General features: G+C 74.8%; 21 protein-coding genes and 1 pseudogene. 12 read left to right on the forward strand and 10 right to left on the reverse strand.

The features are described 5' to 3' along the window. Positions 1 to 5: 5 nt before the first annotated feature. The 4 genes from EAH89_RS25955 (at position 6) to EAH89_RS25965 (ending at position 5,016) form a co-directional block, all read left to right on the forward strand. Entirely contained in the window at positions 6 to 2,198 is a 2,193-nt protein-coding gene (locus EAH89_RS25955; RefSeq protein ID WP_140886604.1) for an ABC transporter permease, read from the forward strand. Further along, positions 2,195 to 3,262 (forward strand): ABC transporter ATP-binding protein, encoded by a 1,068-nt coding sequence (locus EAH89_RS25960; protein WP_140886605.1) that lies wholly within the window; start codon positions 2,195 to 2,197, stop codon positions 3,260 to 3,262. The genes EAH89_RS25955 and EAH89_RS25960 overlap by 4 nt, the downstream gene beginning before the upstream one ends. A 174-nt stretch (positions 3,263 to 3,436) precedes the next feature. Next, positions 3,437 to 3,853 (forward strand): hypothetical protein, encoded by a 417-nt coding sequence (locus tag EAH89_RS31550; RefSeq protein ID WP_161993762.1) that lies wholly within the window; start codon positions 3,437 to 3,439, stop codon positions 3,851 to 3,853. A gap of 5 nt (positions 3,854 to 3,858) precedes the next feature. Further along, complete coding sequence (locus EAH89_RS25965) at positions 3,859 to 5,016, forward strand: HWE histidine kinase domain-containing protein (RefSeq protein WP_161993763.1); 1,158 nt, start codon at positions 3,859 to 3,861, stop codon at positions 5,014 to 5,016. Here EAH89_RS25965 and EAH89_RS25970 read toward each other — a convergent pair. The 6 genes from EAH89_RS25970 to EAH89_RS26000 form a co-directional block, all read right to left on the reverse strand. After that, on the reverse strand, positions 4,994 to 6,145 hold the full coding sequence (locus tag EAH89_RS25970) for an FAD-dependent monooxygenase (protein ID WP_161993764.1): 1,152 nt from the start codon (positions 6,143 to 6,145) through the stop codon (positions 4,994 to 4,996). The genes EAH89_RS25965 and EAH89_RS25970 overlap by 23 nt on opposite strands. Further along, positions 6,142 to 6,837, reverse strand: a complete 696-nt coding sequence (locus EAH89_RS25975) for a methyltransferase domain-containing protein (RefSeq protein WP_140886608.1) — start codon at positions 6,835 to 6,837, stop codon at positions 6,142 to 6,144. The genes EAH89_RS25970 and EAH89_RS25975 overlap by 4 nt, the downstream gene beginning before the upstream one ends. Before the next feature lie 2 nt (positions 6,838 to 6,839). Further along, entirely contained in the window at positions 6,840 to 7,892 is a 1,053-nt protein-coding gene (locus tag EAH89_RS25980) for a type III polyketide synthase (protein WP_140886609.1), read from the reverse strand. 97 nt (positions 7,893 to 7,989) lie between these two features. Then, positions 7,990 to 9,468: a replication initiation protein gene (locus tag EAH89_RS33210; protein ID WP_194152368.1), complete on the reverse strand. Its 1,479-nt coding sequence runs from the start codon at positions 9,466 to 9,468 to the stop codon at positions 7,990 to 7,992. Positions 9,469 to 9,787: 319 nt separating this feature from the next. Continuing rightward, positions 9,788 to 10,159 (reverse strand): HU family DNA-binding protein, encoded by a 372-nt coding sequence (locus EAH89_RS25995; protein WP_140886610.1) that lies wholly within the window; start codon positions 10,157 to 10,159, stop codon positions 9,788 to 9,790. A 127-nt stretch (positions 10,160 to 10,286) separates the two neighbouring features. Further along, positions 10,287 to 12,323, reverse strand: coding sequence for an NAD(+) synthase (locus tag EAH89_RS26000; RefSeq protein WP_140886611.1), 2,037 nt, complete (start codon positions 12,321 to 12,323; stop codon positions 10,287 to 10,289). Positions 12,324 to 12,528: 205 nt separating this feature from the next. Between EAH89_RS26000 and EAH89_RS26005 the strand changes: the two genes are divergently transcribed. The 3 genes from EAH89_RS26005 to proB all read left to right on the forward strand — a co-directional run bounded on the left by EAH89_RS26005 (position 12,529) and on the right by proB (position 15,475). Continuing rightward, entirely contained in the window at positions 12,529 to 14,067 is a 1,539-nt protein-coding gene (locus tag EAH89_RS26005; protein ID WP_140886612.1) for an MDR family MFS transporter, read from the forward strand. Positions 14,068 to 14,146: 79 nt separating this feature from the next. Continuing rightward, entirely contained in the window at positions 14,147 to 14,305 is a 159-nt protein-coding gene (locus EAH89_RS32025) for a hypothetical protein (protein WP_161993765.1), read from the forward strand. Between the two features lie 51 nt (positions 14,306 to 14,356). After that, a complete protein-coding gene (gene proB / locus EAH89_RS26015; protein WP_140886613.1) occupies positions 14,357 to 15,475 on the forward strand; it encodes a glutamate 5-kinase in 1,119 nt (372 codons plus the stop codon). Positions 15,476 to 15,499: 24 nt separating this feature from the next. Here the strand turns inward: proB and EAH89_RS26020 are convergent, their stop codons facing one another. After that, the gene (locus tag EAH89_RS26020) at positions 15,500 to 15,868 is read right to left on the reverse strand and encodes a VOC family protein (RefSeq protein WP_140886614.1); all 369 of its coding nucleotides are present in this window, start codon (positions 15,866 to 15,868) and stop codon (positions 15,500 to 15,502) included. A gap of 119 nt (positions 15,869 to 15,987) precedes the next feature. On the opposite strand from EAH89_RS26020, the gene EAH89_RS26025 reads away from it, so the two are divergent. Further along, on the forward strand, positions 15,988 to 16,317 hold the full coding sequence (locus EAH89_RS26025) for a hypothetical protein (protein ID WP_140886615.1): 330 nt from the start codon (positions 15,988 to 15,990) through the stop codon (positions 16,315 to 16,317). 7 nt (positions 16,318 to 16,324) lie between these two features. On the opposite strand, the gene EAH89_RS26030 is transcribed toward EAH89_RS26025, so the two are convergent. Genes EAH89_RS26030 through EAH89_RS26040 form a run of 3 tightly spaced genes read right to left on the reverse strand, consistent with a single transcriptional unit; the run spans position 16,325 to position 20,477 of the window. Further along, on the reverse strand, positions 16,325 to 17,416 hold the full coding sequence (locus EAH89_RS26030; RefSeq protein WP_140886616.1) for an ABC transporter ATP-binding protein: 1,092 nt from the start codon (positions 17,414 to 17,416) through the stop codon (positions 16,325 to 16,327). After that, positions 17,413 to 19,140, reverse strand: coding sequence for an ABC transporter permease (locus EAH89_RS26035; protein ID WP_140886617.1), 1,728 nt, complete (start codon positions 19,138 to 19,140; stop codon positions 17,413 to 17,415). The genes EAH89_RS26030 and EAH89_RS26035 overlap by 4 nt, the downstream gene beginning before the upstream one ends. Then, on the reverse strand, positions 19,137 to 20,477 hold the full coding sequence (locus EAH89_RS26040) for an ABC transporter substrate-binding protein (protein ID WP_140886618.1): 1,341 nt from the start codon (positions 20,475 to 20,477) through the stop codon (positions 19,137 to 19,139). The genes EAH89_RS26035 and EAH89_RS26040 overlap by 4 nt, the downstream gene beginning before the upstream one ends. A 132-nt stretch (positions 20,478 to 20,609) precedes the next feature. On the opposite strand from EAH89_RS26040, the gene EAH89_RS26045 reads away from it, so the two are divergent. The 4 genes and pseudogenes from EAH89_RS26045 to EAH89_RS26060 form a co-directional block, all read left to right on the forward strand. Further along, positions 20,610 to 21,896 (forward strand): glutamate-5-semialdehyde dehydrogenase, encoded by a 1,287-nt coding sequence (locus EAH89_RS26045; protein WP_140886619.1) that lies wholly within the window; start codon positions 20,610 to 20,612, stop codon positions 21,894 to 21,896. 61 nt (positions 21,897 to 21,957) lie between these two features. Then, positions 21,958 to 22,830 (forward strand): 2-keto-4-pentenoate hydratase, encoded by an 873-nt coding sequence (locus tag EAH89_RS26050; RefSeq protein ID WP_140886620.1) that lies wholly within the window; start codon positions 21,958 to 21,960, stop codon positions 22,828 to 22,830. A 33-nt stretch (positions 22,831 to 22,863) separates the two neighbouring features. Next, positions 22,864 to 23,625 carry a nicotinate-nucleotide adenylyltransferase gene (locus EAH89_RS26055; protein WP_338325552.1) on the forward strand — a complete coding sequence of 254 codons (762 nt, stop codon included), beginning with the start codon at positions 22,864 to 22,866 and terminating at the stop codon, positions 23,623 to 23,625. Positions 23,626 to 23,681: 56 nt separating this feature from the next. Further along, positions 23,682 to 23,981: pseudogene (locus EAH89_RS26060) on the forward strand (hypothetical protein); the annotation flags it as partial.

Genomic DNA, 23,981 nt, shown 5'->3' on the forward strand with positions numbered 1-23,981 from the left:
CCGCGATGCGCGCCGCCGGCCTCTGGAGCAGCCTCGTCGCCCTCGCGGCGGCGCTCCTCCTCCCCTGGTACCTCCTGCAGGACGGGATCGCGGCCACGCCGCTCGCGAATCTCGCCTGGCTGACCGACCCCGACTTCGCGCCGGCCGCCGGGCAGGTCCTGGCGGAGGGCCGCTGGTGGCTGCTGCCCGCGCTGCTCGCGCCGGCGCTCGGCCTGCTCTCGGCCCTCCTGCCGCTCGCCCGCCCCGTGCGGGCGGCGGGCTTCCTGGTGGCGGGGGCGGGCGGGCTGCTCGCGCTGCTGGCCCAGGGCTACGCCATCGGCGTGCAAGGCTGGTCCGCGCCCTGGCTCGAGGCGCTGGGGCCGATGGAGAGCCGCCAGTTCGGCATCGGCTGGGGCGGCGCGGTCGTGCCCCTCGCGCTCGCCGTCCTCCTCGCGGCGGGGCTGGCCGGGCGCGGCGCCTTCCGGGGGGATGCCTTCACGGCGGCGGTCGCGGTCCTCGTCGCGGGCTCCATCGGCCTCTTCACGGCGATGCCCCTCGTCCTGCTGCTGGGCGACGCCTTCCGCGACCCCTCCGGCGCCCTCGCGGCCGGCGCGGTCTTCGGGCGGCTGGCCGACGACCGGCTCTGGAGCCTCGGCTGCCTCGCCGGCGCGCCCCGCTGCGGCGTGGTCTGGAACACCCTCCTGCTCGGCACGCTGGTGGGCGCCAGCACCACCGCCATGGGCCTCGCCTTCGCCCTGCTGGTCACGCGCGGGCGGCTGCGCTGGGCGCGGGGGCTGCGCTGGCTGACGGTGCTGCCCATCGTCACCCCGCCCTTCATCCTCGGCCTCGGGCTCATCCTCATCTTCGGCCGCTCGGGCCTCGTCTCCAACGCCGCCTCCGCCTGGTTCGGGCTGGAGCTCGGGCGCTGGATCTACGGGCTGCCGGGCGTGCTGCTGGCGCAGCTCTTCGCCTTCACGCCCATCGCCTTCCTCGTGCTGATCGGCGTGGTGGAGGGGCTGTCGCCGACCCTGGAGGAGGCCTCCTCCACCCTCCGCGCCACCCCGCGCGAGACCTTCGCCACGGTCACCCTGCCGCTGCTGCGGCCGGGGATCGCCAACGCCTTCCTCCTCGGCTTCGTGGAGAGCATGGCGGATTTCGGCAACCCCGTGGTGCTCGGCGGCAATTTCGGCGTGCTGGCGACGGAGATCTTCTTCGCCGTCGTCGGCGCCCAGGCCGATGCGGGGCGGGCGGCGACGCTCTCGCTCATCCTCCTCGCCCTCGCGCTCGGCGCCTTCTCGCTGCAGCGCTGGCTGACGGCGCGGAAGTCCTATGTCTCGATCGGCGGCAAGGGCGACGGCGGCCTCGCGCCGCCGCTGCCGGCGGGCGTGCGGCGGCTCTGCCTCTCGGTCGCGCTACCCTGGGCGGCGCTCACCGTCATCCTCTACGGCCTCGCCCTCTCGGGCGGCTTCGTGGAGATCTGGGGGCGCGACTACACGCCGACCTTCCGCCACATGGTGAAGGCCTTCGACATCGAGGGCGGGCAGCTCACCGGCCTCGCCTGGAACAGCGTCATCACGACGGTGACGCTCGCCGCCATCGCGGCGCCGGTCACGGCGGCGCTCGGCATCGCCGCCGCCTGGCTCTTCTCGCGCACGCGCTTCGCGGGGCGGGGCGTGCTGGAGTTCGCGACCATGCTCTCCTTCGCCGTGCCGGGCACGGTGATCGGCGTCGCCTATCTCCGCGCCTTCAACCTGCCGCCGCTCGAGCTCGCGGGCACGGGCGCGATCATCGTGGCCTGCTTCGTGTTCCGGAACCTGCCCGTCGGCCTGCGCTCGGGCATGGCGGCGATGGCGCAGATCGACCCCTCTCTGGACGAGGCCTCGCACACGCTCGGCGGCGGGGGCGGCGACGCCTTCCGGCGCGTGGTGCTGCCGCTGCTGCGGCCGGCCATCGTAGCCGGGCTCGTCTACGCCTTCGTGCGGGCGATGACGACGATCTCGGCCGTCATCTTCCTCGTCACGGCGGACACGGAGCTGGCGACGGTCTTCATCGTCAACCGCGTCATCAACGGCGACTACGGGCTGGCCATCGCGGTCGCGGTCGTGCTCATCGCGCTCATGGTCGTCATGCTGGGGCTCGCGCAGCTTCTCGTCGGCCGGCGCCGCATCGGGCGCCGCGCCGCGGTGCCGGTCGTCGCAACAAGGGGGGCCGTGGCATGAGCCGGGCGGCGGAAGTGCGCTTCGAGCGCGTGTGGAAGCGCTTTGGTGCCAACAGCGTCGCGGTGCGCGACGTCTCCTTCACCGTGCCGGCCGGCACGCTGTGCACGCTGCTCGGCCCCTCCGGCTGCGGCAAGACGACGACGCTGCGGATGATCGCCGGCCTCGAGTACCCGAGCGAGGGCCGCGTGCTCATCGGCGGCCGCGACGTCTCGGCCCTGCCGCCGGCCGAGCGCGACGTCTCCATGGTGTTCCAGTCCTACGCCCTGTTCCCGCACATGACGGTGCTCGAGAACGTCTGCTACGGCCTGACCGTCTCCCGCCGCCCGCGCCGCGAGGCCGAGGCCGCCGGGCGCGCGGCGCTGGACAGCGTGGGCCTCGCCGGCTTCGACGCCCGCCTTCCCTCGGAGCTCTCGGGCGGGCAGCAGCAGCGCGTCGCCGTGGCGCGGGCCCTCGTGCTGGAGCCCTCGGTCCTCCTCTTCGACGAGCCCCTCTCGAACCTCGACGCCCGCCTGCGCCGCCGCATGCGCGAGGAGATCCGCGAGCTCCAGCAGCGCCTCGGCGTCACGGTGGTCTACGTCACGCACGACCAGGCGGAGGCCTTGGCCATCTCGGACAAGATCATCGTCATGAACCAGGCGGTGATTGCCCAGGAGGGCACGCCGCGGGACCTCTACGAGAACCCGGCCAGCGCCTTCGTCGCGGGCTTCGTCGGCGAAGCCAACCGCCTTCCCGCGACGCTCCGCCGCCTCGACGGGCAGGAGGGCGAGGTGCGGGTCGCGGAGGCCCGGCTGGTGCTCGCCCATCGCGGCCTGCCGGACGGCCCCGCGGAGCTGGCGCTGCGCCCCGAGGCGATCGCCGTCCTTCCCGCTGCCGACCCCGCCGCCATGCTGAGCGGCCGGGTCTCGAAGGCGGCCTATCTCGGGGGTGTCGTCGAGTACACGGTCGACACGGGCGCCGGCGAGGTCTTCGTCGTCTCCCCCGCCTCCGCCGGCGCCCACGCGCCCGGGGAACCCGTCGGGCTCCGTTTCGGCACGCACGGGGCGGCGCTTCTCCCGGGGGCCTGAGCCCCGTCGATGCGGGCAGGCCACACTCGGCCCGCCCCGAGCGCGCGCCCGGTCCGCCAGGGCGCATAAACCCCCGTGCGCGGCGCATCCGGGCTATTCTGCCCTGCCGATCGCCTCGCCCGCAGGAACCGGCCCCCACCCCCAGCCCCGGAAGGAGGGCTCAGAGAGAGCCGCATGCTGCAGACGATCGCCGACGCCACCTATGACATCGTCCAGAACTGGGGCGGCTACGCCCCCCACGCGATCTGCCTCCTGCGGGACCCCGCGATCATCGCGACCATGGTCGTTACCAACCTCGGCGTGGCCGCCGCCTACTTCATGATCCCCTTTGCCCTCTGGCGCTTCCTCCGCCGTTTCGATACCTTACCGTTCCGGTCGGTCATCGTCATGTTCGTCGTCTTCATCCTTGCCTGCGGGACATCCCACGTGACGAAGGTCATGACGCTCTTCCTCGGCGGCTGGTCCTACTGGCTCGACGCGGCCGTCTGCACGGTCACGCTCATCGCCAGCCTGGGCACCGCCATCGGCCTCGTCCGCCACGGGCCCCGCATCGCCTCCCTGGCCGGCCGCCTGATCACCCGGCCCGCCTGACCCTCGTGCTCGACGGCGCGACACTGTCCGGCTACGCGCCGTGGGTGGCGGCCGTCACGATCGGCATCGGCCTCGGCACCTACGCCTGCATCACGATTTGGGACCGCCACGTCCGGCGGGAGGAGGCCGAGGCCGTCCGCCTCGTCCGCGAGCGGGAGGCCGCGGTGCAGGCGGCGGCGCGGGAGGCGCTCATCCGCGCCGAGCGCCACCGCGCGCTGGCCGAGGCCTCCGCCATCGTCCTCTGGCGCGCGGGCCCCGAGGGGCGGCTCATCGAGGCCGAGGGCTGGACCTCGCTCACCGGCCAGCCGCGCGAGGCCGCGCTCGGCAACGGCTGGCTGGCGATGCTCCACCCCGAGGACCGCGCCCGGGCCGCGGCGGCCTGGGCGGAGAGCTTCGCCGCCTGCCGCCTGATGGACGTCGAGTACCGCATCGCCACCGCCGCCGGCACCTGGCGCTGGTGCCGCTCCCGCGCCGTCCCGATCGGCGCCGCCGTGCCCGAAGGGCGGGCGGACGAGTGGGTGGGCGTGCTGGAGGACGTGGACGACCGCCGCCGGGCCGAGGAGCACCGCCTCCTCGTCGCGCGCGAGGTGGACCACCGCGCGAAGAACGTCCTCGCGGTGGTGCAGACCATCGTCCGCCTCTCGGGCGCCGACACGGCGGAGGCCTACGCGGCCAATGTCTGGTCCCGCGTCGCGGCCCTGGCCCGCGCGCACGACCTCCTGGCCGAGGGCGGCTGGGCGAACACCGAACTGCGCGCCGTCGCGGAGCGGGAGCTGATGGCCTATGCCGGCGCGGGGGGTGCCGGGCCGGTGGCGATCGAGGGCGAGCCGCGCCCGATCTCGCCGCTGGCCGTGCAGCCGCTGGCCATGGTCCTGCACGAGCTCGCCACCAACGCGGCCAAGGGCGGCGCGCTGTCCCGGCCCGGCGGCACCGTCACGCTCCGCTGGTGGGAGGAGGGCCCCTCCCTCCGGATTCGCTGGGCCGAGGTCGGGGGGCCGCCGGTGGCGGAGACACCCCGCCGCTCGGGCTTCGGCACGCGCCTCATCGACGCGACGGTGAAGGGGCAGCTCGGCGGGACCCTGATGCGCGACTGGGCGCGGAGCGGGCTGGTCGTCGAGATCGCGCTCCCCCTCGCGCGGGTCACCGCCGCGCCAGGATCCTGACCGGCCCCGCGCCGCCCTCCCTCCCGCCCGCCACCGGGCGCGGCCGGGAGGGCAGGCGCGTGCGGGCGGCGGCCAGGCGGGCGCCGGCCGGGAAGACCCCCGCCGCGAGGGTGAGCGCCCCCGGCGCGGCCTCCAGCAGCCGGGCGATCGCGCCGGCCCAGCGCATCGGCCGGCCGAGCTCCGCATCAAGCGCCCGGTGGAAGGCGGCGGAGGGCACCCCCTCCAGGATCGCCCGCGCGGCGGCCATCCCGCCGGCCAGGGCCATCGCGACCCCGTCGCCGGCAAGGGAGGGCACCACCGCGAACTGGTCGCCCGCGCGGTAGAGGCCGCACGGAGCGCCCGCGCCGTCCCGGTGGCGGAAGCCGTAGGGCACGCCGCCCACGGCCAGCGGCCGCGCCAGCAGCGGCTCGGCGTCCCGCAGCAGCCGGGCGGCCAGGGCGGAGCCCGAGGCCACGCGGCCCAGCAGCGCCGCCGGGTCCCGCGCCTCCGATCCCACCGCGCGCAGGGCCGCGCAGAGATTCGCCTCCCGGCCCGCCCCCTCCCCGCCCCGCGGCTGCAGCCCGGCATAGCCGCCGGCGAAGGGCAGCAGCAGGACGGTGCCCTCCATCGGCCCCGCGAGCCGGAGCGGCAGCTTGAGCCCGATCTGGCCGCGCGTGGCGCTCCGGGCATGGCCGCGCAGCTCGTGCTTGCCGGTCGCCAGCACGACGGACCGCGCCGCCAGCCGCGCGCCGCCGGCGAGGCGGACGGACCAGCCCTCCCCCTCCCGCGCCGCGCCCGCCGCGCCGCGCCCGCGCAGCACCGTCGCACCCGCCCGGGCCGCCGCGTCGAGCAACGCCTCGTCCATGACGGCGCGCGGCAGGCTCCAGGCGGCGAAGGGCAGCGCCCAGGCGGCGTCGCGCGATCCCGCGGCCAGGGCGCCGCGCGAGACCGGCACGGCGCCGAGCGAGGGCAGCGGCAGGCCGAGCGACGCCATCAGCGCCGCGGCATCGGGCCCGAGGAACTCGCCGCAGACCTTCTCCCGCGCGGCCGCCTCGCGCTCCACGACCGTCACGCGCGCCCCCGCCCGCGCGAGGAGGATGGCCGCCGCCGCTCCCGCCGGCCCGCCGCCGATCACGACCGTGCCGCTCACGCGCCGCCCTCGCCCGAGACGGTCCAGCGGAAGGGGAAGGCCCAGCGCAGCTCGGCCGGCACGCCCGCGCGCGCGACCAGCCCCTCCCAATCCGCGCGGGAGAAGCCGCGGGCGATGGAGACGGTGCTGTCGTGCACGACCATCGGGTCCATCCGCAGCAGCCGCACCCCCGCCCAGACGGTTGCCCAGGGGATCGGGTGGCGGTGCAGGTCGCTGATGAACCAGCCGAGCCGCGCCCGCGCCCTCATCCAGCGGAGGAAGCGCACCAGCGCGTCGTCGTCGAGGTGGTGCGTGAACAGCGCGCAAACCGCGGCGTCGAAGCGCTCGGCGGGGTCGAGGTCGAAGAGGTCCGCGGTGATCCAGCGGACCGGCAGGCCCGGGTGCCGCGCGCGCGCGTGGGCCTCGGCGTGGGGCGAGCGGTCGAGGGCCGCGAGCTCCACCGCGACGCCGCGCCGCGCGCCCCAGTCCGCCACCCGCGCGAGCATGTCGCCCCCGCCCGCGCCGACGTCGAGCACGCTCAGCTGCCGCGCGCCCGTCCGCCGGGCCAGCGCGTCCAGCCAGCGGAGCGTCGGGCGATAGGCGAGGCTCAGGCGGTTGATTCGCTCGAGGTCGCGGAGCGCGGAGGAGAAGGCGGGGAAGTCCTGCGCGGCGTCGTCCATGATCTCGGCCGCGGATGAGCGCGCGCGGAGCATCGTCAGACCGTCGCGAAGCGCATCGTCTCGGCGGAGAGGCCGGGGCCGAAGGCCATGGCGATCCCGCGCCGGCCGGGCGCGCGCTCCTCCATCATCGCGCGCAGCACGAACATGACGGTCGGCGAGGACATGTTGCCGTGCTCGGCCAGCACGGCGCGGGATTGCGACAGCGCGCCCTGCGGCGGGCGGCAGGCCTCCTCCACCGCGTCCAGCACGGAGCGCCCGCCGGGGTGGATCGCCCAGAGGTCGTAGTCCTCCGCCTCCCTCCCGCCGAGAAGCGCGGGCAGGCGCGGCGGCAGGGCGCGGACGAGGCTCTTCGGCACCTCGCCGGAGAGCACCATGTCGAAGCCGTTGTCGCCGACGCGCCAGGCGATCTGCTCCTCCGCCTCGGGCATGAGGGCGCAGCGGAAGCCGTCCAGCCGCAGGCCCTCCGGCTCGGCGCTGACGAGGGCGGCGGAGCAGCCGTCGCCGAAGAGAAGGAAGCAGAGAAGCTGCTCCACCTCCGGCCGCTCCTGCAGGTGCAGCGTGCAGAGCTCGAGGTTCACCACCAGCACGCGGGCTTCCGGGTCGGCGCGCACGGCGTCGTGGGCGAGGCGCAGCGCGACGATGGCGGCCTGGCAGCCCATGAAGCCGACATTCGTGCGCGCCACCGTCTCGTCGAGGCCGAGATGTGCGCTGAGAGCGTGGTCCAGCCCCGGCGCCGCGAAGCCGGTGCAGGAGGCAACGACGAGGTGGGTGATGCCGTCCAGCGGCCCCAGCGCCTCGACCGCGCGGAAGGCCAGCGCGGGCGCCTCGGCCTCCCAGCGCTCCATCCGGGCGCGGGTGGCGGGAAAGCGGCCCGGCTCGTAGAAGCCCTCGCGGTCGACCAGGCCGGGGCGCCCGTCGGGCTCGAGGATGCTCCAGCGCCGGGCGATGCCCGAGCGGTCCGCCATGCGGGAGAACAGGCGCCGCTCCCGCTCCCCGGGGATCAGACCCTCGGCGAAGGCACGGAAGGTGCCGTGGACCTCGTGGACGGGCACCGCGGTGCCGATCCGGTTCAGGAAGACGGGGCTCATCCCCTCGCAACGTCGTCCCGCCCCGCGAAATTGCGAGGGCCCGGAATCGATCCGGGCCCACACGAGAGCGGCAGAGGCGGCCGAAGCCGCCCCGCGGCTAGCGGAAGGTCGGCCCGGGCGCCTTGCGGACGCGGCGGTTGACCTCCTCGGCCGAGGCAATGCCGCCCTCCCAGAACTCGTCGATCAGGTCCCGGTTCGCCATGACCCAGGCCGAGACCCGCTCGAAGTCGCTCTGACCGAGGCCGCCGCTCACCTGCATGATGATCGGCTCGACCATGAGGATGGTCAGGCGGTCCGTGTCGAGGCGGGCGCCAGGGGTGACGCCGACGAGGATGTTCTCGTCCCCGTGGCCGCGCCGCAGCCACACCACCTGGGGCAGGCCGGTGAGGTGCGAGCGGAGCCGGATCATGTCCTCGGCGATCTGGTCGGCCGGGCCCGGATCGGGCGCCTCGTCGCGGCGCGGGCGGCGGTCGTCCCGCGGCCGGTCATCGCGTGGCCTCTCGTCGCGGGGCCTCTCGTCGCGGGGCCGGTCCTCGCGGTAGCGCTCCTCGCGCGGCCTCTCGTCGCGCGGGCGCCCGTCCCGCGGACGGTCCTCCCGCACGCGATCCTCGCGCGGCCGGTCGTCCCGCGGGCGCTCGTCCCGGGGCCGCTCCTCGCGCGGGCGTTCCTCCGCGCGCGGCGGCGGTACTGGGGCGGTCTCGGGCGGCGGGGCCGGCGGCTGGACGGCCGCGGGCGGCGCCTCCACCGGGCGCGGCGGGACCGGCGCGGGCGGCGCGGCGGGCGCCGGCTGGGGGGCGGGGGCCGCGGGGCGGGCGTGGCGGACGCTCACGCCGTCGTCGTCGACCGCGAGCTCGATCGAGAGATCGGCCTCGAAGACGAGCCGGAGCGCCGACTCGAAGGCCTCGCGGAAGGCGGCGGCGTCCGCGCCCGGCGCGCCGAATCGCGCCATCAGCTCCGGCCAGGGGGCGGTGACGGTGCCGTCGGTGCCGGCGCGCAGCAGCACCTCGCGCGTCCAGGCATGGGCGTCCATCGCCTCGGCCGAGGCCGAGAGGGCGCGCAGGATGCCGCGGTCCAGCGCCACCGCGTTCTCCGCCAGGCTCGCGAGGAAGCGGGCGTTCAGCTTCACCGAGGCCGGCCAGGCGCCGCCGCGGGGGCGCGAGCGGGCGTCGAGCACGGAGAGCTCCGGCCCGTCGTCCACGCTCGCCACGATCCGCGCGGTCAGCATCCGCTCCACCTGCTCGGCGAGCGGCGCGACCGCGCCCTCGCCAAGGCCCAGCTTCGCCGTCAGCGCCGCGGCGTCGGCGCCGAGCGCGACGGTCGGGCTGCCGGCGCGCAGCGCCGTGTCGCAGAGGAAGGCGAGCAGCAGCCGCAGCCCCGGTCCGTCGGGCAGCGTGTCGCCCGCCGTCGCCGGGGAAAGGCGCAGCGCGGCGTCGCCGCCCTCGCGCCGCCAGGGCTCGGTGCCCGGCGAGACGGGCAGGCCGAGGCGGCAGAAGGCAGCGTGCTGCCAGAGGACGGAGTCGGGCGCGGACGCGCGATCGGTTTCCGCCGCGACGGCTGGATCGGTACGTGTCGTCATGGGCGGGCGGGATTCAAACTCAAAAGGGAGAAGGAGGGCCGCGTGGCCAAGGGCTGAGTCACGCGGCCCGGTACGCGCCAGATAATTGGCGCGCGCCATGGGGGCAAGCCCGGCAACGGCAAATCGCCGGAGAGCGGGGGCTCACCGGGTGGATCGGGGCGAAAAGAGGGGTGGGGCGCGGGCGGCCGGTCGGTGCGCCCAAATCGGAGAGCGCCGGCGCGATGCGGCGGCCGGCGGAAGGGATCGGGGCAGAAGGGCGAGCCCCCGCGAAAGGGGACCCGCCGTCGGGGTCGCCGGGACCGGCGACCCGAAGGGGCCGTCAGACGGCCTCCTTCAGCTCCTTCGCCGGGCGGAAGGCGATCTTCTTGCTGGCCGCGATCTCGATCTGCTGGCCGGTCGCCGGGTTGCGGCCCATGCGGGCCGGGCGGGACTTCACCTCGAGGATGCCGAGGCCGTTGATGCGGATCTTGTCGCCGGCCTTCAGGTGATCGGCGAGCGACTGCACGAAGTCGTTCACCAGGGTCTCGGCCTGCTTCTTCGGCATCTCGTGCGTCTCGGCCAGGCCGGCCGCGAGCTGCTTCAGGCTGACCACCGCCGCCGCGGGCTTCGCCGCGGAGGACTTCGCCGCCGAAGCGGGTGCTGCCGGAGCCTTCGCCGCCGCGGGCTTCTTGGGTGCAGCTGCCTTCGCCATGTGAAACCGCCTGTCTGTTGCGCTTGGTTGGCGAAGTCACCACGAAGTCCGCAGCCCAACAAGGGCCAAGGCGGCTTTTCCTGTCAGCGTCAGCCGGAAATCGGCATCCCTGCAACAGTGTGGGTCGTCACGAAGTCGGGACGACGCGCCGGAGCTCCTCCAGCCAGGCCGCCGCGCTGCCGTCGGACGGCGCCCGCCAGTCCCCGCGCGGCGAGAGCGAGCCCCCGGCCGCCACCTTGGGCCCGTTCGGCATGGCCGAGCGCTTGAACTGGCTGAAGCCGAAGAAGCGGCCGAGGAAGACCTCCATCCAGTGCCGGATCTCGCCGAGATCGAAGGCGCGGCGGCGGTCCTCCGGGAAGTGCGGCGGCCAGGAGCCGCGGGCCGCGTCGGACCAGGCGTGGTGCGCGAGGAAGGCGATCCTCGACGGCAGGAAGCCGTGGCGCAGCACGTAGAAGAGGGTGAAGTCCTGCAGCGCGTAGGGACCGATCTTCGATTCGGTGCTCTGCATGGCGCCATCGGCGTCCGGCGGCACGAGCTCGGGCGAGATCTCGGTGGAGAGGACGTCCACCAGCACCGCGGAGGCCTCGGCGTCGAAGAGACCCTCCTCGGCCACCCAGCGGATGAGGTGCTGGATGAGGGTCTTCGGCACGCCACCGTTGACGTTGTAGTGCGACATCTGGTCGCCCACGCCGTAGGTGCACCAGCCCAGCGCCAGCTCCGACAGGTCGCCCGTGCCGAGGACGATGCCGCCCTCGTTGTTGGCGGCGCGGAAGAGATAGTCGGTGCGCAGCCCCGCCTGCACGTTCTCGAAGGTGATGTCGTAGACGGGCTCGCCGCCGGCGAAGCGGTGGCCGAGGTCGGCCAGCATCTGCCGCGCGGCGGGGCGGATATCCAGTTCCCGCGCGGTGATTCCCAGCGCCGCCATCAGCCGGTGCGCGCTGCCCTTGGTGCCCTCGCTCGTGCCGAAGCCGGGCATGGTGTAGCCGATGATGTCCGTGCGCGGCCGCCCCATGCGGTCCATCGCCCGCGCCGCCACGATCAGCGCCTGGGTCGAGTCGAGGCCGCCCGAGACGCCGATGACGATCTTCGGGTTCCCGATGGCCCCCAGCCGCTGCATCAGCCCCGAGACCTGGATAGCGTAGGCCTCGTAGCAGTCCTGGGAGAGGCGCGCGGGGTCGGCCGGCACGAAGGGGAAGCGCTCCACCCGCCGCTCGAGGCCGAGGTCCGCCATCGGCGGGTCCAGGCGGAAGGCCACGCGGCGGAAGGGGCGGCCCTGCAGGCGGCGGTTGTCGTCGAAGGTGCCCTGGCGCGCGCGCTCCTGCCGCAGGAGGTCGAGGTCGGCATCGGCCATCGCGATCTGCTGGCCCGCCGGGAAGCGCTCGCTCTCCACCAGCGTCGCGCCGTTCTCGTAGATCGAGACCTGCCCGTCCCAGGCGAGGTCGGTGGTCGATTCGCCCGCCCCCGCCGCCGCGTAGACATAGGCCGCCAGGCAGCGCGCGGACTGCGAGGCGCAGAGGAGGCGCCGCGTGTCCGCCTTGCCGATGGTGATGTTGCTGGCCGAGAGGTTGGCCAGCACCGTCGCCCCCGCCAGCGCCCCGTCGCTGCTCGGCGGGATCGGCACCCAGAGGTCCTCGCAGACCTCGGCGTGGATCGTCAGGCCGCGCAGGTCCTCGGCCTCGAAGAGCAGGTCCGGGCCGAAGGGGGCCTGGAGCGCGCCGACGCGGATCGTGCCGCCCTCGGTCCCGACGCCGGAGGCGAAGTGGCGGTGCTCGTAGAACTCGCGGTAGTTCGGCAGGTGGATCTTGGGCACGACGCCCAGCAGGCGCCCGCGGTGGATGGCCAGCGCGCAGTTGTAGAGGCGCGGGCCGTGGCGCAGCGGCGCGCCGACGAGCAGCACGGGCAGCAGCCCCGCCGATTCCGCGACCAGCCGGGCCACCGCCGCCTCCACGGCGTCGAGCAGCACGTCCTGCAGCAGGAGGTCGTCGATCGAGTAGCCGGAGAGGCAGAGCTCGGGGAAGACCGCGACCGCCGCGCCGCGCGCGTCGCAGTCGCGCGCCGCGGCGAGGATCGCCTCCGCGTTGGCCGCCGGGTCGGCCAGGGCGACGCGGGGGGTGCAGGCTGCCAGCCGCGCAAAGCCGTGCCGGTAGAGGGAATGGAAGCTCATCGGGGTGTTGAACGATCCAGGGGGCCAGGCGTTGGGGGCGGCGCGTTGCCGGGGCCGGAGCATCGCCGCCGGCCGGACCCGGGCGCAAGCCGCCCCAGGCTCGTCGGCCGGTGGGGACGGAGGGCCGTCCCGCGCGTTCACCCCCTCGCCGCCTTCGTCCTCGCCGCGCTGACGAGGGGCCGCGCCCTGCCCGGAACACCGCCCCATGCCCGATTCCCTTGCCCTGAGCCGACCGCTGCCCGAGGCGGAAGCGCCGCCCGCGTCCCCGCCGCCGCAGCGCCCGGCCTCGCGGCGGGTGGTGATGACGGGGGCGCTGCTCTGCATCCTGCTCGCCTCGCTCGACCAGAACATCGTGAACACCGCCCTCCCCCGCATCGTGTCGGACCTGGGCGGCATGGCGCATCTCTCCTGGGTGGTGACGGCCTTCATGCTGTCCTCCACGGTCACCACGCCGCTCTACGGCAAGCTCTCCGACACCTACGGGCGGCGGCGGATGTTCCTCGTCGCCATCGTGCTGTTCCTGGCGGGGTCGCTCCTCTGCGGCACGGCGGGGTCGATGGGGCAGCTCATCCTCTTCCGGGCGCTGCAGGGGCTGGGCGCGGGCGGGCTGATGGTGCTGGCCCAGGCCTCGGTGGGCGACGTCGTCTCCCCGCGCGAGAGGCCGCGCTACCAGGGGCTCTTCACCGGCACCTTCGCGCTGGCCAGCGTCGCGGGGCCGCTGCTGGGCGGGGTCATCACCTCGGCGCTCTCCTGGCGCTGGGTCTTCTACGTGAACCTGCCGCTGGGCGCCCTCGCCCTGCTGATGATCGGCTTCGGCCTCCGCACCCCCGCGGCCAAGCGCAAGCGCCCGCTCGACATTGCCGGCAGCGCGCTGATGGCGGCGGGCACGGCGGCGCTGCTCCTCTTCCTCGCCTGGGGCGGGGTGGAGTTCCCCTGGGTCTCCGCCGCCTCCGCCGCGGGCGCGGCCCTCGTGCTCGCCCTCTTCGCGGCCTTCCTCTGGCGGGAGAGGCGGGCGGAGGACCCGGTCATCCGGCTGGGCCTCTTCCGCAACCCGGTCTTCGCGCGGGGGGTGTCGGTCGGGGGGATGATGGTCTTCGCCATGATGGGCTCCACCGTCTTCCTGCCGCTCTACTTCCAGCTCGTGCTCGGCATGAGCCCGGCGCGGGCGGGGGCGATGATGCTGCCGCAGGTGATCGGCATGGTGCTGACCTCCGTCCTCGGCGGGCGCGCGGCGGCGAAGCTTGGCCGGAACAAGGGGTTCCTCATGGCCGGCCTCCTGCTGGAGGCGGTGGCGCTGGTGGGGCTGGCCGCCCTCGCCTGGTTCGCGTCCCCGGCCTGGACCTTCCTGATCGCCATGGCCGCGCTCGGCCTCGGCATGGGGATGGGCATGCCGAACCTCACCACCGCTATCCAGAACGCGGTGGACTACAAGGAACTCGGCGCGGCGACGGGGGCGATGACCTTCCTGCGCTCCCTCGGCGGCGCGGTGGGGGTGGCCTGCTCGGGCGCCATCCTCTCCGCCCGCCTGGCCGGGCCGGTGGACGTGGAGGGGCTGACCCGGGGCGGCGCCGAGGCCCTGGCAGCCCTCTCCCCCGCCCAGCACGCCGCCCTGGGCGAGGCCTACCGCACGGCGCTGACCGGCTGCTTCGCCCTCAGCGGCGTGGTGATGACCGCCGCCTTCCTGCTGGTGATCGGCCTGCCCGAGCAGAAGCTGCGCGGCACGGTGGAGCAGCCGCCGGGCTGATACACGGGCTCGATGCGCGGCGACCTCTGATACGCGGGCGGGCGCGCCGCGTTCCCCGAGCATGCGCAGGAGAGCGACCATGAGCGAGAGAGACGAGACCCTGGAGGAGCGCGTCCGCCGCCTGGAGGGCCAGAAGGTCCGCCCGGAGGAGGAGCGCCGCAAGTCGCCGGAGGAGGCGGAGGAGCGCCTGGAGACGGCCGAGGACCCGCCCGCCCCGGCCCCGCCCGGCCGGGGCTGACCCGCGCGGGTCGTCCTCGCCCCCCCGCGCGGCGCGTGGTAGGGCGCGGCCATGCTTCCGCCCGACCTCGCCACCGCCCGCCGCATCGTCGTGAAGATCGGCTCCGCCCTCGTGGTGGACCTCGAGACGGCGGCCCCGCGCGCGGCCTGGCTCGCCTCCGTGGCCGAGGACGCGGCCCGGTTGCGGGCCGGGGGGGCGGAGGTGGTGCTGGTCTCCTCCGGCGCCGTGGCGCTGGCCCGGCACGCGCTCGGCCTCACGCGCCGCGCCCTCCGGCTGGAGGAGAAGCAGGCGGCCGCGGCCGTGGGGCAGATCCGCCTCGCCGGCGCCTGGGAGGGGGCGCTCGCCGCCCACGGCATGACCGCGGCCCAGGTGCTGCTGACGCTGGAAGACAGCGAGCACCGCCGCCGCTACCTCAACGCGCGCGAGACGCTGCGCACCCTGCTCGGCCTCGGCTGCGTGCCCGTGATCAACGAGAACGACACCGTCGCCACCGCCGAGATCCGCTTCGGCGACAACGACCGCTTGGCCGCCCGCGTGGCCGAGATGATCGAGGCCGACGCCCTCGTGCTGCTGTCCGACATCGACGGCCTCTACACCGCCGACCCCCGCCGCGACCCCTCGGCGCAGCATCTGCCGGTGGTGGAGCGCATCACCGACGAGATCATGGCGATGGGGGGCGAGCCGCCGCCCGGCTACTCCTCGGGTGGCATGCGCACGAAGCTGATCGCGGCGCGGATCGCGACCGGCGCGGGCTGCGCCATGGCCATCGCGCTGGGCTCCGCCGCCAATCCTCTCTCCGCCATGCTGGCGGGGGCGCGGGCCACCTGGTTCCTGCCGGCGCCCGAGGGGCGCTCGGCGCGCAAGAGCTGGATCGCGGGCTCGCTCGCCCCGCTCGGCCGGCTGGTGGTGGACGACGGCGCGGCGCGGGCGCTCGCCGACGGCCGCTCCCTCCTCCCGGCCGGCGTGCGCGAGGTGGAGGGCCGCTTCGACCGGGGCGACCCCGTCTCCGTGCGGGACGCCGAGGGGCGGGAGCTCGCCCGCGGCCTCTCGGCCTATGATTCCGACAGCGCCCGCCGCATCGCCGGCCGCCGCAGCGCCGAGATCGAGGCGATCCTCGGCTGGCGCGGGCGCGACGTGATCGTGCACCGCGACGACATGGTGCTGGTCTAGCGGCCCGCCTCAGCTCATCCCGGCTCAGCCCATGAAGAAGGCGTTCAGCTTGTTGCCGTCGGGGTCCCGGAAGTAGGCGGCGTAGAAGCCCGGCCAGCGCTCGCCGGGCGCCCCCTCGTCCGTGCCGCCGCTCGCGAGCGCGACGGCGTGCAGCCGGTCCACCTGCGCCCGGTCCTTCGCCGCCAGCGCCACCATCACCCCGTTCCCGACCGTCGCCGGCTTGCCGTCGAAGGGGCGGGTGAGGCCGATGCCCGCGCCGCCGCCGGGCACGCCCCAGGCGATGAACTGCTCGTTCTCCATCATCCGGGAGGCACCGAGCTCCGCGGCGATGGCGTCGTAGAAGGGTGCACCCCTGTCGCGGTCGTTGGTGCCGAGCGTGACATAGCCGAGCATCGTGGCCTCCCTTGTCCGCGTCGCAGACTTCCACAGGACGGGCGGCGCAAGAAGGGGCCATCGCCGGCGGGCGCGCCGTGCTACCCGTGACCCCGATCACGCCGGAAGGACCCGACACGATGGACAAGGACGAGCTGACCGCCTGGGCGCTGAAGAACGGCTGGCAGGTCATGGCCGGCGCGCCCAGCCTTACCAAGCCCTCCAACCCCAAGGAGGCCATCGTGCGCATGGCCTTCAAGGCGACGGTGGTGAACCTGGAGGTGAAGAAGCCCGCCGGGAAGTGGGAGAAGGTCTCGGGCGAGGCCTACGGCAAGATCCAGCCCGATCCCGAGACGGGCGTGCCGCAGGGCCTCGGCTTCGAGAAGATCCCGAGCTTCTCCATGCTGATGCAGGAGAACCGGGACGCGCGCGTCTTCGCCAACATGGGCGGCATGGGCAAGCGCCGCTGAGGCGCGCTCAGCCCGCGAGCAGCTTCACCCGCGCGGCGTCCAGCGCCAGCGCCGCACGGCCGCCAACGGCGAGGTGCCCCTCGCCCCCCGTGTGCGGCGCGTCCACCAGCACCTCCGCCCCCGCCACCCGCACCCCGTAGCGGATGGAGGCGCCGAGGAACTCCCGGTGCGTTACCTCCCCCTCCAACAGCCGACGGCCGGGGGCTTCGGCCCCCAGGGGCAGCAGCGCCACGTCCTGCGGGCGGAACATCAGCCGGGCGCCGGGCGGCACGTCCAGGCCGGGCGGCAGCGGGATGCGCGTGCCGCCGTCGATCTCGAAGGCGCTCGCCGCGCCTTCGTGCAGCACCCTTCCCGGCATGATGTTGGCCGTGCCGAGGAAGCCCGCGACGAAGAGGTTGGCGGGATGGTCGTACAGCTCCATCGGGGTTCCGACCTGCTGCACCACGCCCTCGTTCATGACCGCGATCCGGTCGCAGACGGTGTTCGCCTCCTCCTGGTCGTGGGTGACGAAGATGGTGGTCAGGCGCAGCCGCTGCTGCATCTCGCGCAGCTCCCGCCGGACCTGCACGCGAAGCCGCGCGTCGAGGTTCGACAGGGGCTCGTCCAGCAGCAGCACCTTCGGCCGCACCGCGACCGTGCGCGCGAGCGCCACGCGCTGCTGCTGCCCGCCCGAGAGCTGCGAGGGACGGCGGTCCCCCATCCCCTCCAGCCCGACCAGCGCGAGCGCCGCCTCCACGCGCCCCGCGATCTCCGCCCGCGCCACGCGCCGCTCCTCCAGCCCGAAGGCGACGTTGCGGCGCACGGTCATGTGCGGCCAGAGGGCGTAGGACTGGAACACCATGCCCACGTCGCGCTTCCAGGGCGGCAGGGGCGTGATGTCGGCGCCGCCCACCAGCACGCGCCCGCGCTGCGCCTGGTTGAAGCCCGCGATCAGCCGCAGCAGCGTCGTCTTGCCGCAGCCCGACGGGCCGAGGAAGGCGAAGAACTCGCCTGGCCGGATCTCCAGGTTCACGTCCCGCAGCACGCGGGTGGCGCCGTAGGAGAGGTCCACCCCCTCCACCCGGATCCCCGCAGGCTCGCGCGCCAGCATCGCGCTCATGCGCTCTCCTTCCCGCCGCGGGCGGTCACCAGGTGCGAGACGAAGGTGGACAGGCCGACGATGACCACCGCGATGATCCCCAGCGCCGCGCCCGCCCCGCGCCCGGCCGGCGACTGCATGAAGACGTAGAGCCCGTAGGCCAGCGGCGCGTCGGCGTTGGACTGCACGAGCATCAGCGTGGCCGAGAGCTCCACCGCCGCCGTCGCGAAGGAGGTGACGAAGCCGGCCGCCAGCCCGCCTGCCATCAGCGGCAGCACGATCCGCCGGATCACGCGCGACCGCCGCGCGCCGAGGTTCTCCGCCGCCTCCTCCAGGCTCGAGGAGATCCCCTGGAGCGCCGCCGTGCAGGCCCGCAGCGCGTAGGGCAGCCGCCGCACCGCGAGCGCCAGCACGATGATCCCCCAGAAGGCCGTGACCGAGGTGCCGTCGGGAAGCGTCACGCCGAAATAGGTGCGGAGATACCCGATCCCCAGCACCAGCCCCGGCACCGCCAGCGCCGACATGGCGAGGTAGTCCAGCCAGCGCGCGCCCGTCAGGCGCGTCCGCAGCACGAGGTAGGCGATGGCCGTGCCGATCACCACGTCGATCAGCCCGGCCAGCCCGGCGTAGATCAGCGTATTCGTGATGTACTGCGAGCTTTCCGCGAAGACGCGCGCGTAATGCGCCAGCGTGTAGCCGTCCGGCAGCGGCGCGAAGGACCAGATGGTGGCGACGGAGAGCAGGAACAGCCCGAGATGCGGCGCCAGCACCAGCGCGAGGATGAGGAGGATCAGCGCGTAGGCGGCCACCGCCTGCCCGCGCGGCAGGCGCCGCCGCGCCAGCCCTCCCCCGCCCCGCTGCACCGTCGCGTAGTCCCGCCCGCGCAGGGCCAGCGACGACACCCAGAGCGACAGCACGGAGAAGAGGATCAGCACGACGGCGATGACGTAGCCGATCGGGTCCTCCAGCCCCACGGAGGTGATCCGCAGATAGGCCTGGGGCGCCAGCATCTCCCGCACGTTGAGCAGCAGGGGCGTCGCCAGGTCGTCGAAGACCTTGATGAAGACGAGGCTCGCGCCGGCGACGTAGCCCGGCATGGCCAGCGGCAGCACGATCCGCCGGAACAGCCGGAACCCGTGGCTGCCGAGGTTCTGCGCCGCCTCCTCCATCGACCGGTCGATGTTGCGCAGGCTGGCGGAGAGGTTGAGCAGGATGAAGGGGAAGTAGTGGATGGACTGGACGAAGATCACCCCGTTCAGCCCCTCCATGAAGGGGATGTTGATGTCCAGGTAATCGCCCAGGATCAGGTTCACGCTGCCGCTGCGCCCGAACAGCAGCCCCATCGCCACCGCCCCCGCGAAGGGCGGCATGATCAGCGGCAGCACGCCGAGCGTCTGCACGAGCACGGCGCCGCGGAACTCGAAGCGCGTGGTGAAGTAGGCGAGCGGCAGCGCGATCAGGCTCGCCACCACCACCGACATCAAGGAGACGTAGAGGGAGTTCCAGAAGCTCCGCATGAAGAGGTCGTTGGACAGGAAGTCCCCGACATGCGCGAGGGTGAAGCCGCCGGTCGCCCGGTCCTGGAAGGCGACGGTGATCACCGTCAGCACCGGCACCACCAGGAAGGCGAGGAGGAAGACCGCGACGAGCGCGAAGGCCACCGCCTCGCCCGGCCGCGCCGCCCAGCGCCGCGGGCGCGACGCGGGCGGGGCGGCGGCGGTCGCCTCGGTGGTGGCGAGGCTCACCCGGCGGCCTTCGCGGCGTCCGCGGCCTTGGCGGCGGCGGCCGTGTACTTGTCCCGCGCGAAGCCGGCCCAGCGCTGCTCCAGCTCCGCCTGGCGCGGCCCGGGCCCGCCGCGGCCGGAAAAGGAGCCGGCCACCGCGTCCGACGCCGCCTCCTCCGCCGTCACGGGCATGGCGGCGATCAGCGCCCGCGCCTCCTCGAGCAGGGCGCGGGCCTGGGCGTTGTCCCGCCGCGCCAGCCGCGTCTCGACGTCGCCGATCGCCTTGGTGGCGCGCTTCAGCCCCTCGAGGTTGGTGCCGACGAGCTGGTCGTAGAGCGCATCGACAACGGCGTAGCGCCGCTCCGACACGCCGAGGTCGAAGCGGAAGTTCGGCAGGCCGATGGTGCCGTTGAACGGGTTGGGGTAGCCGGGCGGCGCCTTGGCGTAGACGGCCGGGTTCACCGGAAGCCGCCGGATCGTCGGCTCCAGCAGGATCTCCTGCCCCGGGACCGAGAGCAGGAAGTCGATGAAGGCCCGCGCGCCTGCCGTGTTCGGCGCATTCTTCACCACCGCGATGTTCGCCGGCACCACCGTGGTGACCGAGGGATAGACGAACTTCACCGGGAAGCCCGCGCCCTGGGCCGAGAAGGCGAAGAAGTCGATCACGACGCCGACCCCGACCTGCCCCGAATTCACCGCGTCCGGCACCCCGAAGGAGCGCTCGGTGATCTGGCGGAGGTTGCCGGAGAAGCCCTTGATCGTCGTCCAGCCCTTCTCCCACCCCTCGCCCTGCAGGATCGTCTCGACCGTGAGGTGCGTCGTGCCGGAGCGCGACGGCGCGGTGATGATGATGTGATCGTGATAGGCGGGCTTCGCCAGGTCCGCCCACTCCTTCGGCTCGGGCAGGCGGTTCGCGCGCGCGTAGCGCTCGTTCCACATGATCCCGTAGCCCGACGCCGCGAAGCCCGTCACGAATCCCTCGGGGTCGTTGATCGCGTAGGGGCCGATGGTGTCGGGGATGCCCTGCGCCCGCGGGCGGTAGGCCTCCAGCAGCCCGGCCTTCTTCAGCACCTCGAAGGCGTCGGGCGCCGAGGCCCAGAAGAGGTCCACCGCGTTGTTGCTGCGGGTCTCCTGCACGAAGCGCACGCCGGCGGTGGTGTTGCGGCTCTGCACCTCCAGCGTGGTGCCGGGATGGGCGGCCTCGAAGGCGCGCTTGAAGGGGGCCGTGACGTCGTTCGAGAAGGAGGTGACCACCGTCACCTTGCCCGAGACGCCCTGCGCGCGCGCGGCGCCGGCGAGGGACGCGGCGGCCGCGGCAGCGAGGGCGCGGCGGCCCAGCACCGGTTGGGTCAAGCGCATGGTCTCCTCCGTTGCATTCTCTGATGCATCCCGGTTCTGGGTCAGGCCCGCCGCGCTGGCAAGCCTCGGGAACGGGGCTGCCCTGCCGCGCCGCGCTTCCCCCGGCCGGCGCGCGGCGCTACCGATACGGCCATGAACGCGATCACCGATCCCGCGGCGGACACCGCCGCCATCGCCCGCGCCGCGCTGGAGGGGGCCGCCCGGGCCGCCCGCGCCGCCGCAACCACCCTCGCGCGCGCGCCGCGGCCGGTGAAGGACCTCGCGCTCACCACCGCCGCCGCCAGCCTCCGCGCGCGGGCCGCGGAAATCCTCGCCGCCAACGCCGCCGACCTCGCCGCCGCGCCCGATCTCAGCGAGGCCTTCCGCGACCGCCTGACCCTCACCCCCGCCCGGATCGAGGCGATGGCCGTGGGGCTGGAGGAACTCGCCGCCCTGCCCGACCCCGTGGGCCGCGTGCTGGCCGAGTGGACGCGCCCCAACGGCCTCCTGTTCCGCCGCGTGGCCCAGCCCATCGGCGTGATCGGCATGATCTACGAGAGCCGCCCGAACGTGGGCGCGGACGCCGCCGCCCTCTGCCTCAAGGCCGGCAGCCCCGTCATCCTGCGCGGCGGGCGGGAGAGCCTGAACAGCGCCGCCGCCATCCACGCCTGCGTCCTCGACGGCCTGCGCGCGGCGGGGCTTCCCGAGGCCTGCGTCGCCACTGCCCCGAACACCGACCGCGCCTTCGTCGCCGCCATGCTGCGGGCGTCGGGGCTGATCGACCTCATCATCCCCCGCGGCGGCAAGGGCCTCGTCACGCGCGTGCTGGAGGAGGCCCGCGTGCCCGTCCTCGCCCATGCCGAGGGCCTCTGCCACACCTACGTCCACGCGGCCGCGGACCCCATGATGGCCCGCCGCATCCTCGCCAACGCCAAGATGCGCCGCACCGGCGTCTGCGGCTCGACCGAGACGCTGCTGATCGACCGCGCCGTCGCCCCCTCCCTCCTGCCGCTGCTGGTGGAGGACCTCCGCGCGCTCGGCTGCGACTTCCGCGCGGACGAGGCCGCGCGCGCCATCCTGCCCGGGCTGCCCGCGGCCTCGGAGGGCGACTTCTCCACCGAATGGCTCGCCGCCATCCTCAACGTCGCGGTGGTGGACGGAGTCGAATCGGCGCTCGACCACATCCGCCGCCACGGCAGCGAGCACACGGAGGCGATCGTCACCGAGGACGCCGCGGCGGCGGGGGCCTTCCTCGACGGCCTCGGCTCGGCGGTCGGCCTCTGGAACGCCTCCACCCAGTTCTGCGACGGGGGCGAGTTCGGCTTCGGCGCGGAGATCGGCATCGCGACGGGCCGCCTGCACGCCCGCGGCCCCGTCGGGTTGGAGCAGCTCTGCACCTGGCGCTACCATGTGATCGGGACCGGCCAGCTTCGCCCCTGACCGCCCCGCACGGGACAGAACCGGGACCGCCACGGCCCGGACAGAGGGAAGAAACAAGACCATGCGCCGCCTCTTCCTCCTTGCCGCCACCGGCCTCCTCGGGGCGCCGCTCGCCGCCCGCGCCGCCTGCCCGGAGGGCGCCGAGGTCGCGCGCGTGGCCGCCGACATCCTCGCCAGCCGCCCCTCCCAGGGCTACGGGCCGTCGCTGACGATGGAGGACGCCCTCTGCGCGCGGGAGAAGCTCGTCCCCCTCCTCGCGGAGCGCCACGGCGCGCCGGTGGGCTACAAGGTCGGGCTGACCAACGCGGCGGCGCAGACGCGCTTCGGCGTGCCGCACCCCATCCGCGGCACCATCTTCCAGGCGACGGTCCGCGCCCAGGGCACGGCCGGCCGCCCCGCGGAGGTCCCCGCCGCCTTCGGCGCCCTGCCCAACGTGGAGAGCGACCTCCTTGTTCGCGTGCGGGACGAGGGCATCAACGACGCCGGCGCCGACCACGTCGCGATCCTGCGCCACCTCGACCAAGTGATCCCCTTCATCGAGATGCCCGACCTCGTGCTGGCGCCAGGGGCGATGAACGGGGCGAACCTCGTCGCCATCAACGTCGGCGCGCGGCTCGGCGTGCTCGGCGAGGCCATCCCGGCCGAGGCCACGCCCGACTTCGCGGCGCGCCTGGCCAGCATGACCGTCACCCTGGCTACCGACCAGAAGGAGCTGTCCCGCGCGCCCGGCACCGCGCTGCTCGGCCACCCCCTGAACGTCATCCCCTGGCTGGTGGAGGACCTGAAGCGCGACGGGCGCCGGTTGCGGGCGGGCGACATCGTCTCGCTGGGCGGCTTCTCCCCGGCCCTGCCGACCGAGGCCGGGCGCACCGTCACCGCCACCTACGAGGGGCTGGCCGAGCGGCCGCTCACCGTCTCGGTGCGCACGCCCTGAGCCTCGCCTCCCCCCGCGGCCTGGGCTAAGGCCGTGCCGCCGCCGGTCCTGCCACTCGGCCGCGCCAAGGCCCCGCCGCGCAAGGCGTCCCCCTCGCACCGCGCCCCCGGGCGCTGGGGCGACGGGCGGCGCGCGCGGATCGGGCTGCTCGGCGGCTCCTTCAACCCCGCCCATCCCGGCCACCGCCACGTCGCCGACATGGCGCGCCACGTCCTGCGGCTGGACGAGGTCTGGCTGCTCGTCTCGCCGGGCAATCCCCTGAAGTCCGGCGACGGGATGGCCCCCTTCCGGGAACGCCTCGAATCGGCGCGGCGGATCGCGGACGGCCGCCACGTCATCGCCGCTGACATCGAGGCGCGCCTGGGCCTGCGCCAGACCGAGCGCACCCTCGCCCGGCTGCGCCGGCTGTTCCCCCGCGCGCGCTTCGTCTGGATCATGGGGGCGGACAACCTCCTGCAGCTGCCGCGCTGGCGGCGCTGGCGGCGCTTGGCCCGCGACACGCCGATGGCGGTGCTGCCGCGCCCCGGCTACACGCGCCCCGCGCTCCACGGCGCGGCGGCGACGGCGCTGCGCCGGCACCGGAGGGCTTGCGGCGCGCTGCTGTCGGGCGCATCCCCCTCCGCCGGGCGGCGCGGCCGGCGGGCGCACGCGCCCTGGTGCCTCGTCCCGGCCCGCGAGCACCCGGCCAGCGCCACCGCGATCCGGGCCCTGCGCGCCCGCGCAACCGCGGCCCCGCGCGCCCATTCACACCAAGAGCTCTCGGCCACGCCCCTCCCGGCGGCGGCCGAACCCTGACGCCCCCCGCGCCGATCGCGCCCCGCCCGATCGCGCACTGAAGCAAGGAGCCAGACATGGCCCGCCCCCCGAAGGACCCGCCCCGCCCCGCCGCCCGCGGCACGCGCAGCACTGGCACTGGCACCGGCACGCGCAGCACGGGCGCCCGCACGGGCACCGCCGCGACGCGCAAGGCGCCCCCCGCCCGCGGCGCGGCGCCCAAGAGCGCGGCCGCGAAGAGCGCGGCGCCCAAGAGCGCCGCCCGGGCGAAGCCCGCGCCGAAGGCGAAGCCCGCCGCCAAGGCGCCGGCACGCGCGACGAAGCCGGCGCGCGCCACGGCACCCGCCGCGAGCGCGCGCAGCAAGGCCCCCGCGGCT

The organism is Muricoccus nepalensis (assembly GCF_006438825.1).
GTDB classification, from domain to species: domain Bacteria; phylum Pseudomonadota; class Alphaproteobacteria; order Acetobacterales; family Acetobacteraceae; genus Roseomonas; species Roseomonas nepalensis.

Bases quoted from the DNA above. Each gene is read 5' to 3' on its own strand.
- EAH89_RS25955 (WP_140886604.1), top strand. From the start codon at position 6: ATGCGCGCCGCCGGCCTCTGGAGCAGCCTCGTCGCCCTCGCGGCGGCG.
- EAH89_RS25960 (WP_140886605.1), top strand. From the start codon at position 2,195: ATGAGCCGGGCGGCGGAAGTGCGCTTCGAGCGCGTGTGGAAGCGCTTT.
- EAH89_RS31550 (WP_161993762.1), top strand. From the start codon at position 3,437: ATGCTGCAGACGATCGCCGACGCCACCTATGACATCGTCCAGAACTGG.
- EAH89_RS25975 (WP_140886608.1), bottom strand. From the start codon at position 6,837: ATGCTCCGCGCGCGCTCATCCGCGGCCGAGATCATGGACGACGCCGCG.
- EAH89_RS25980 (WP_140886609.1), bottom strand. From the start codon at position 7,892: ATGAGCCCCGTCTTCCTGAACCGGATCGGCACCGCGGTGCCCGTCCAC.
- EAH89_RS33210 (WP_194152368.1), bottom strand. From the start codon at position 9,468: ATGACGACACGTACCGATCCAGCCGTCGCGGCGGAAACCGATCGCGCG.
- EAH89_RS25995 (WP_140886610.1), bottom strand. From the start codon at position 10,159: ATGGCGAAGGCAGCTGCACCCAAGAAGCCCGCGGCGGCGAAGGCTCCG.
- EAH89_RS26000 (WP_140886611.1), bottom strand. From the start codon at position 12,323: ATGAGCTTCCATTCCCTCTACCGGCACGGCTTTGCGCGGCTGGCAGCC.
- EAH89_RS26005 (WP_140886612.1), top strand. From the start codon at position 12,529: ATGCCCGATTCCCTTGCCCTGAGCCGACCGCTGCCCGAGGCGGAAGCG.
- EAH89_RS32025 (WP_161993765.1), top strand. From the start codon at position 14,147: ATGAGCGAGAGAGACGAGACCCTGGAGGAGCGCGTCCGCCGCCTGGAG.
- proB (WP_140886613.1), top strand. From the start codon at position 14,357: ATGCTTCCGCCCGACCTCGCCACCGCCCGCCGCATCGTCGTGAAGATC.
- EAH89_RS26020 (WP_140886614.1), bottom strand. From the start codon at position 15,868: ATGCTCGGCTATGTCACGCTCGGCACCAACGACCGCGACAGGGGTGCA.
- EAH89_RS26025 (WP_140886615.1), top strand. From the start codon at position 15,988: ATGGACAAGGACGAGCTGACCGCCTGGGCGCTGAAGAACGGCTGGCAG.
- EAH89_RS26030 (WP_140886616.1), bottom strand. From the start codon at position 17,416: ATGAGCGCGATGCTGGCGCGCGAGCCTGCGGGGATCCGGGTGGAGGGG.
- EAH89_RS26040 (WP_140886618.1), bottom strand. From the start codon at position 20,477: ATGCGCTTGACCCAACCGGTGCTGGGCCGCCGCGCCCTCGCTGCCGCG.
- EAH89_RS26045 (WP_140886619.1), top strand. From the start codon at position 20,610: ATGAACGCGATCACCGATCCCGCGGCGGACACCGCCGCCATCGCCCGC.
- EAH89_RS26050 (WP_140886620.1), top strand. From the start codon at position 21,958: ATGCGCCGCCTCTTCCTCCTTGCCGCCACCGGCCTCCTCGGGGCGCCG.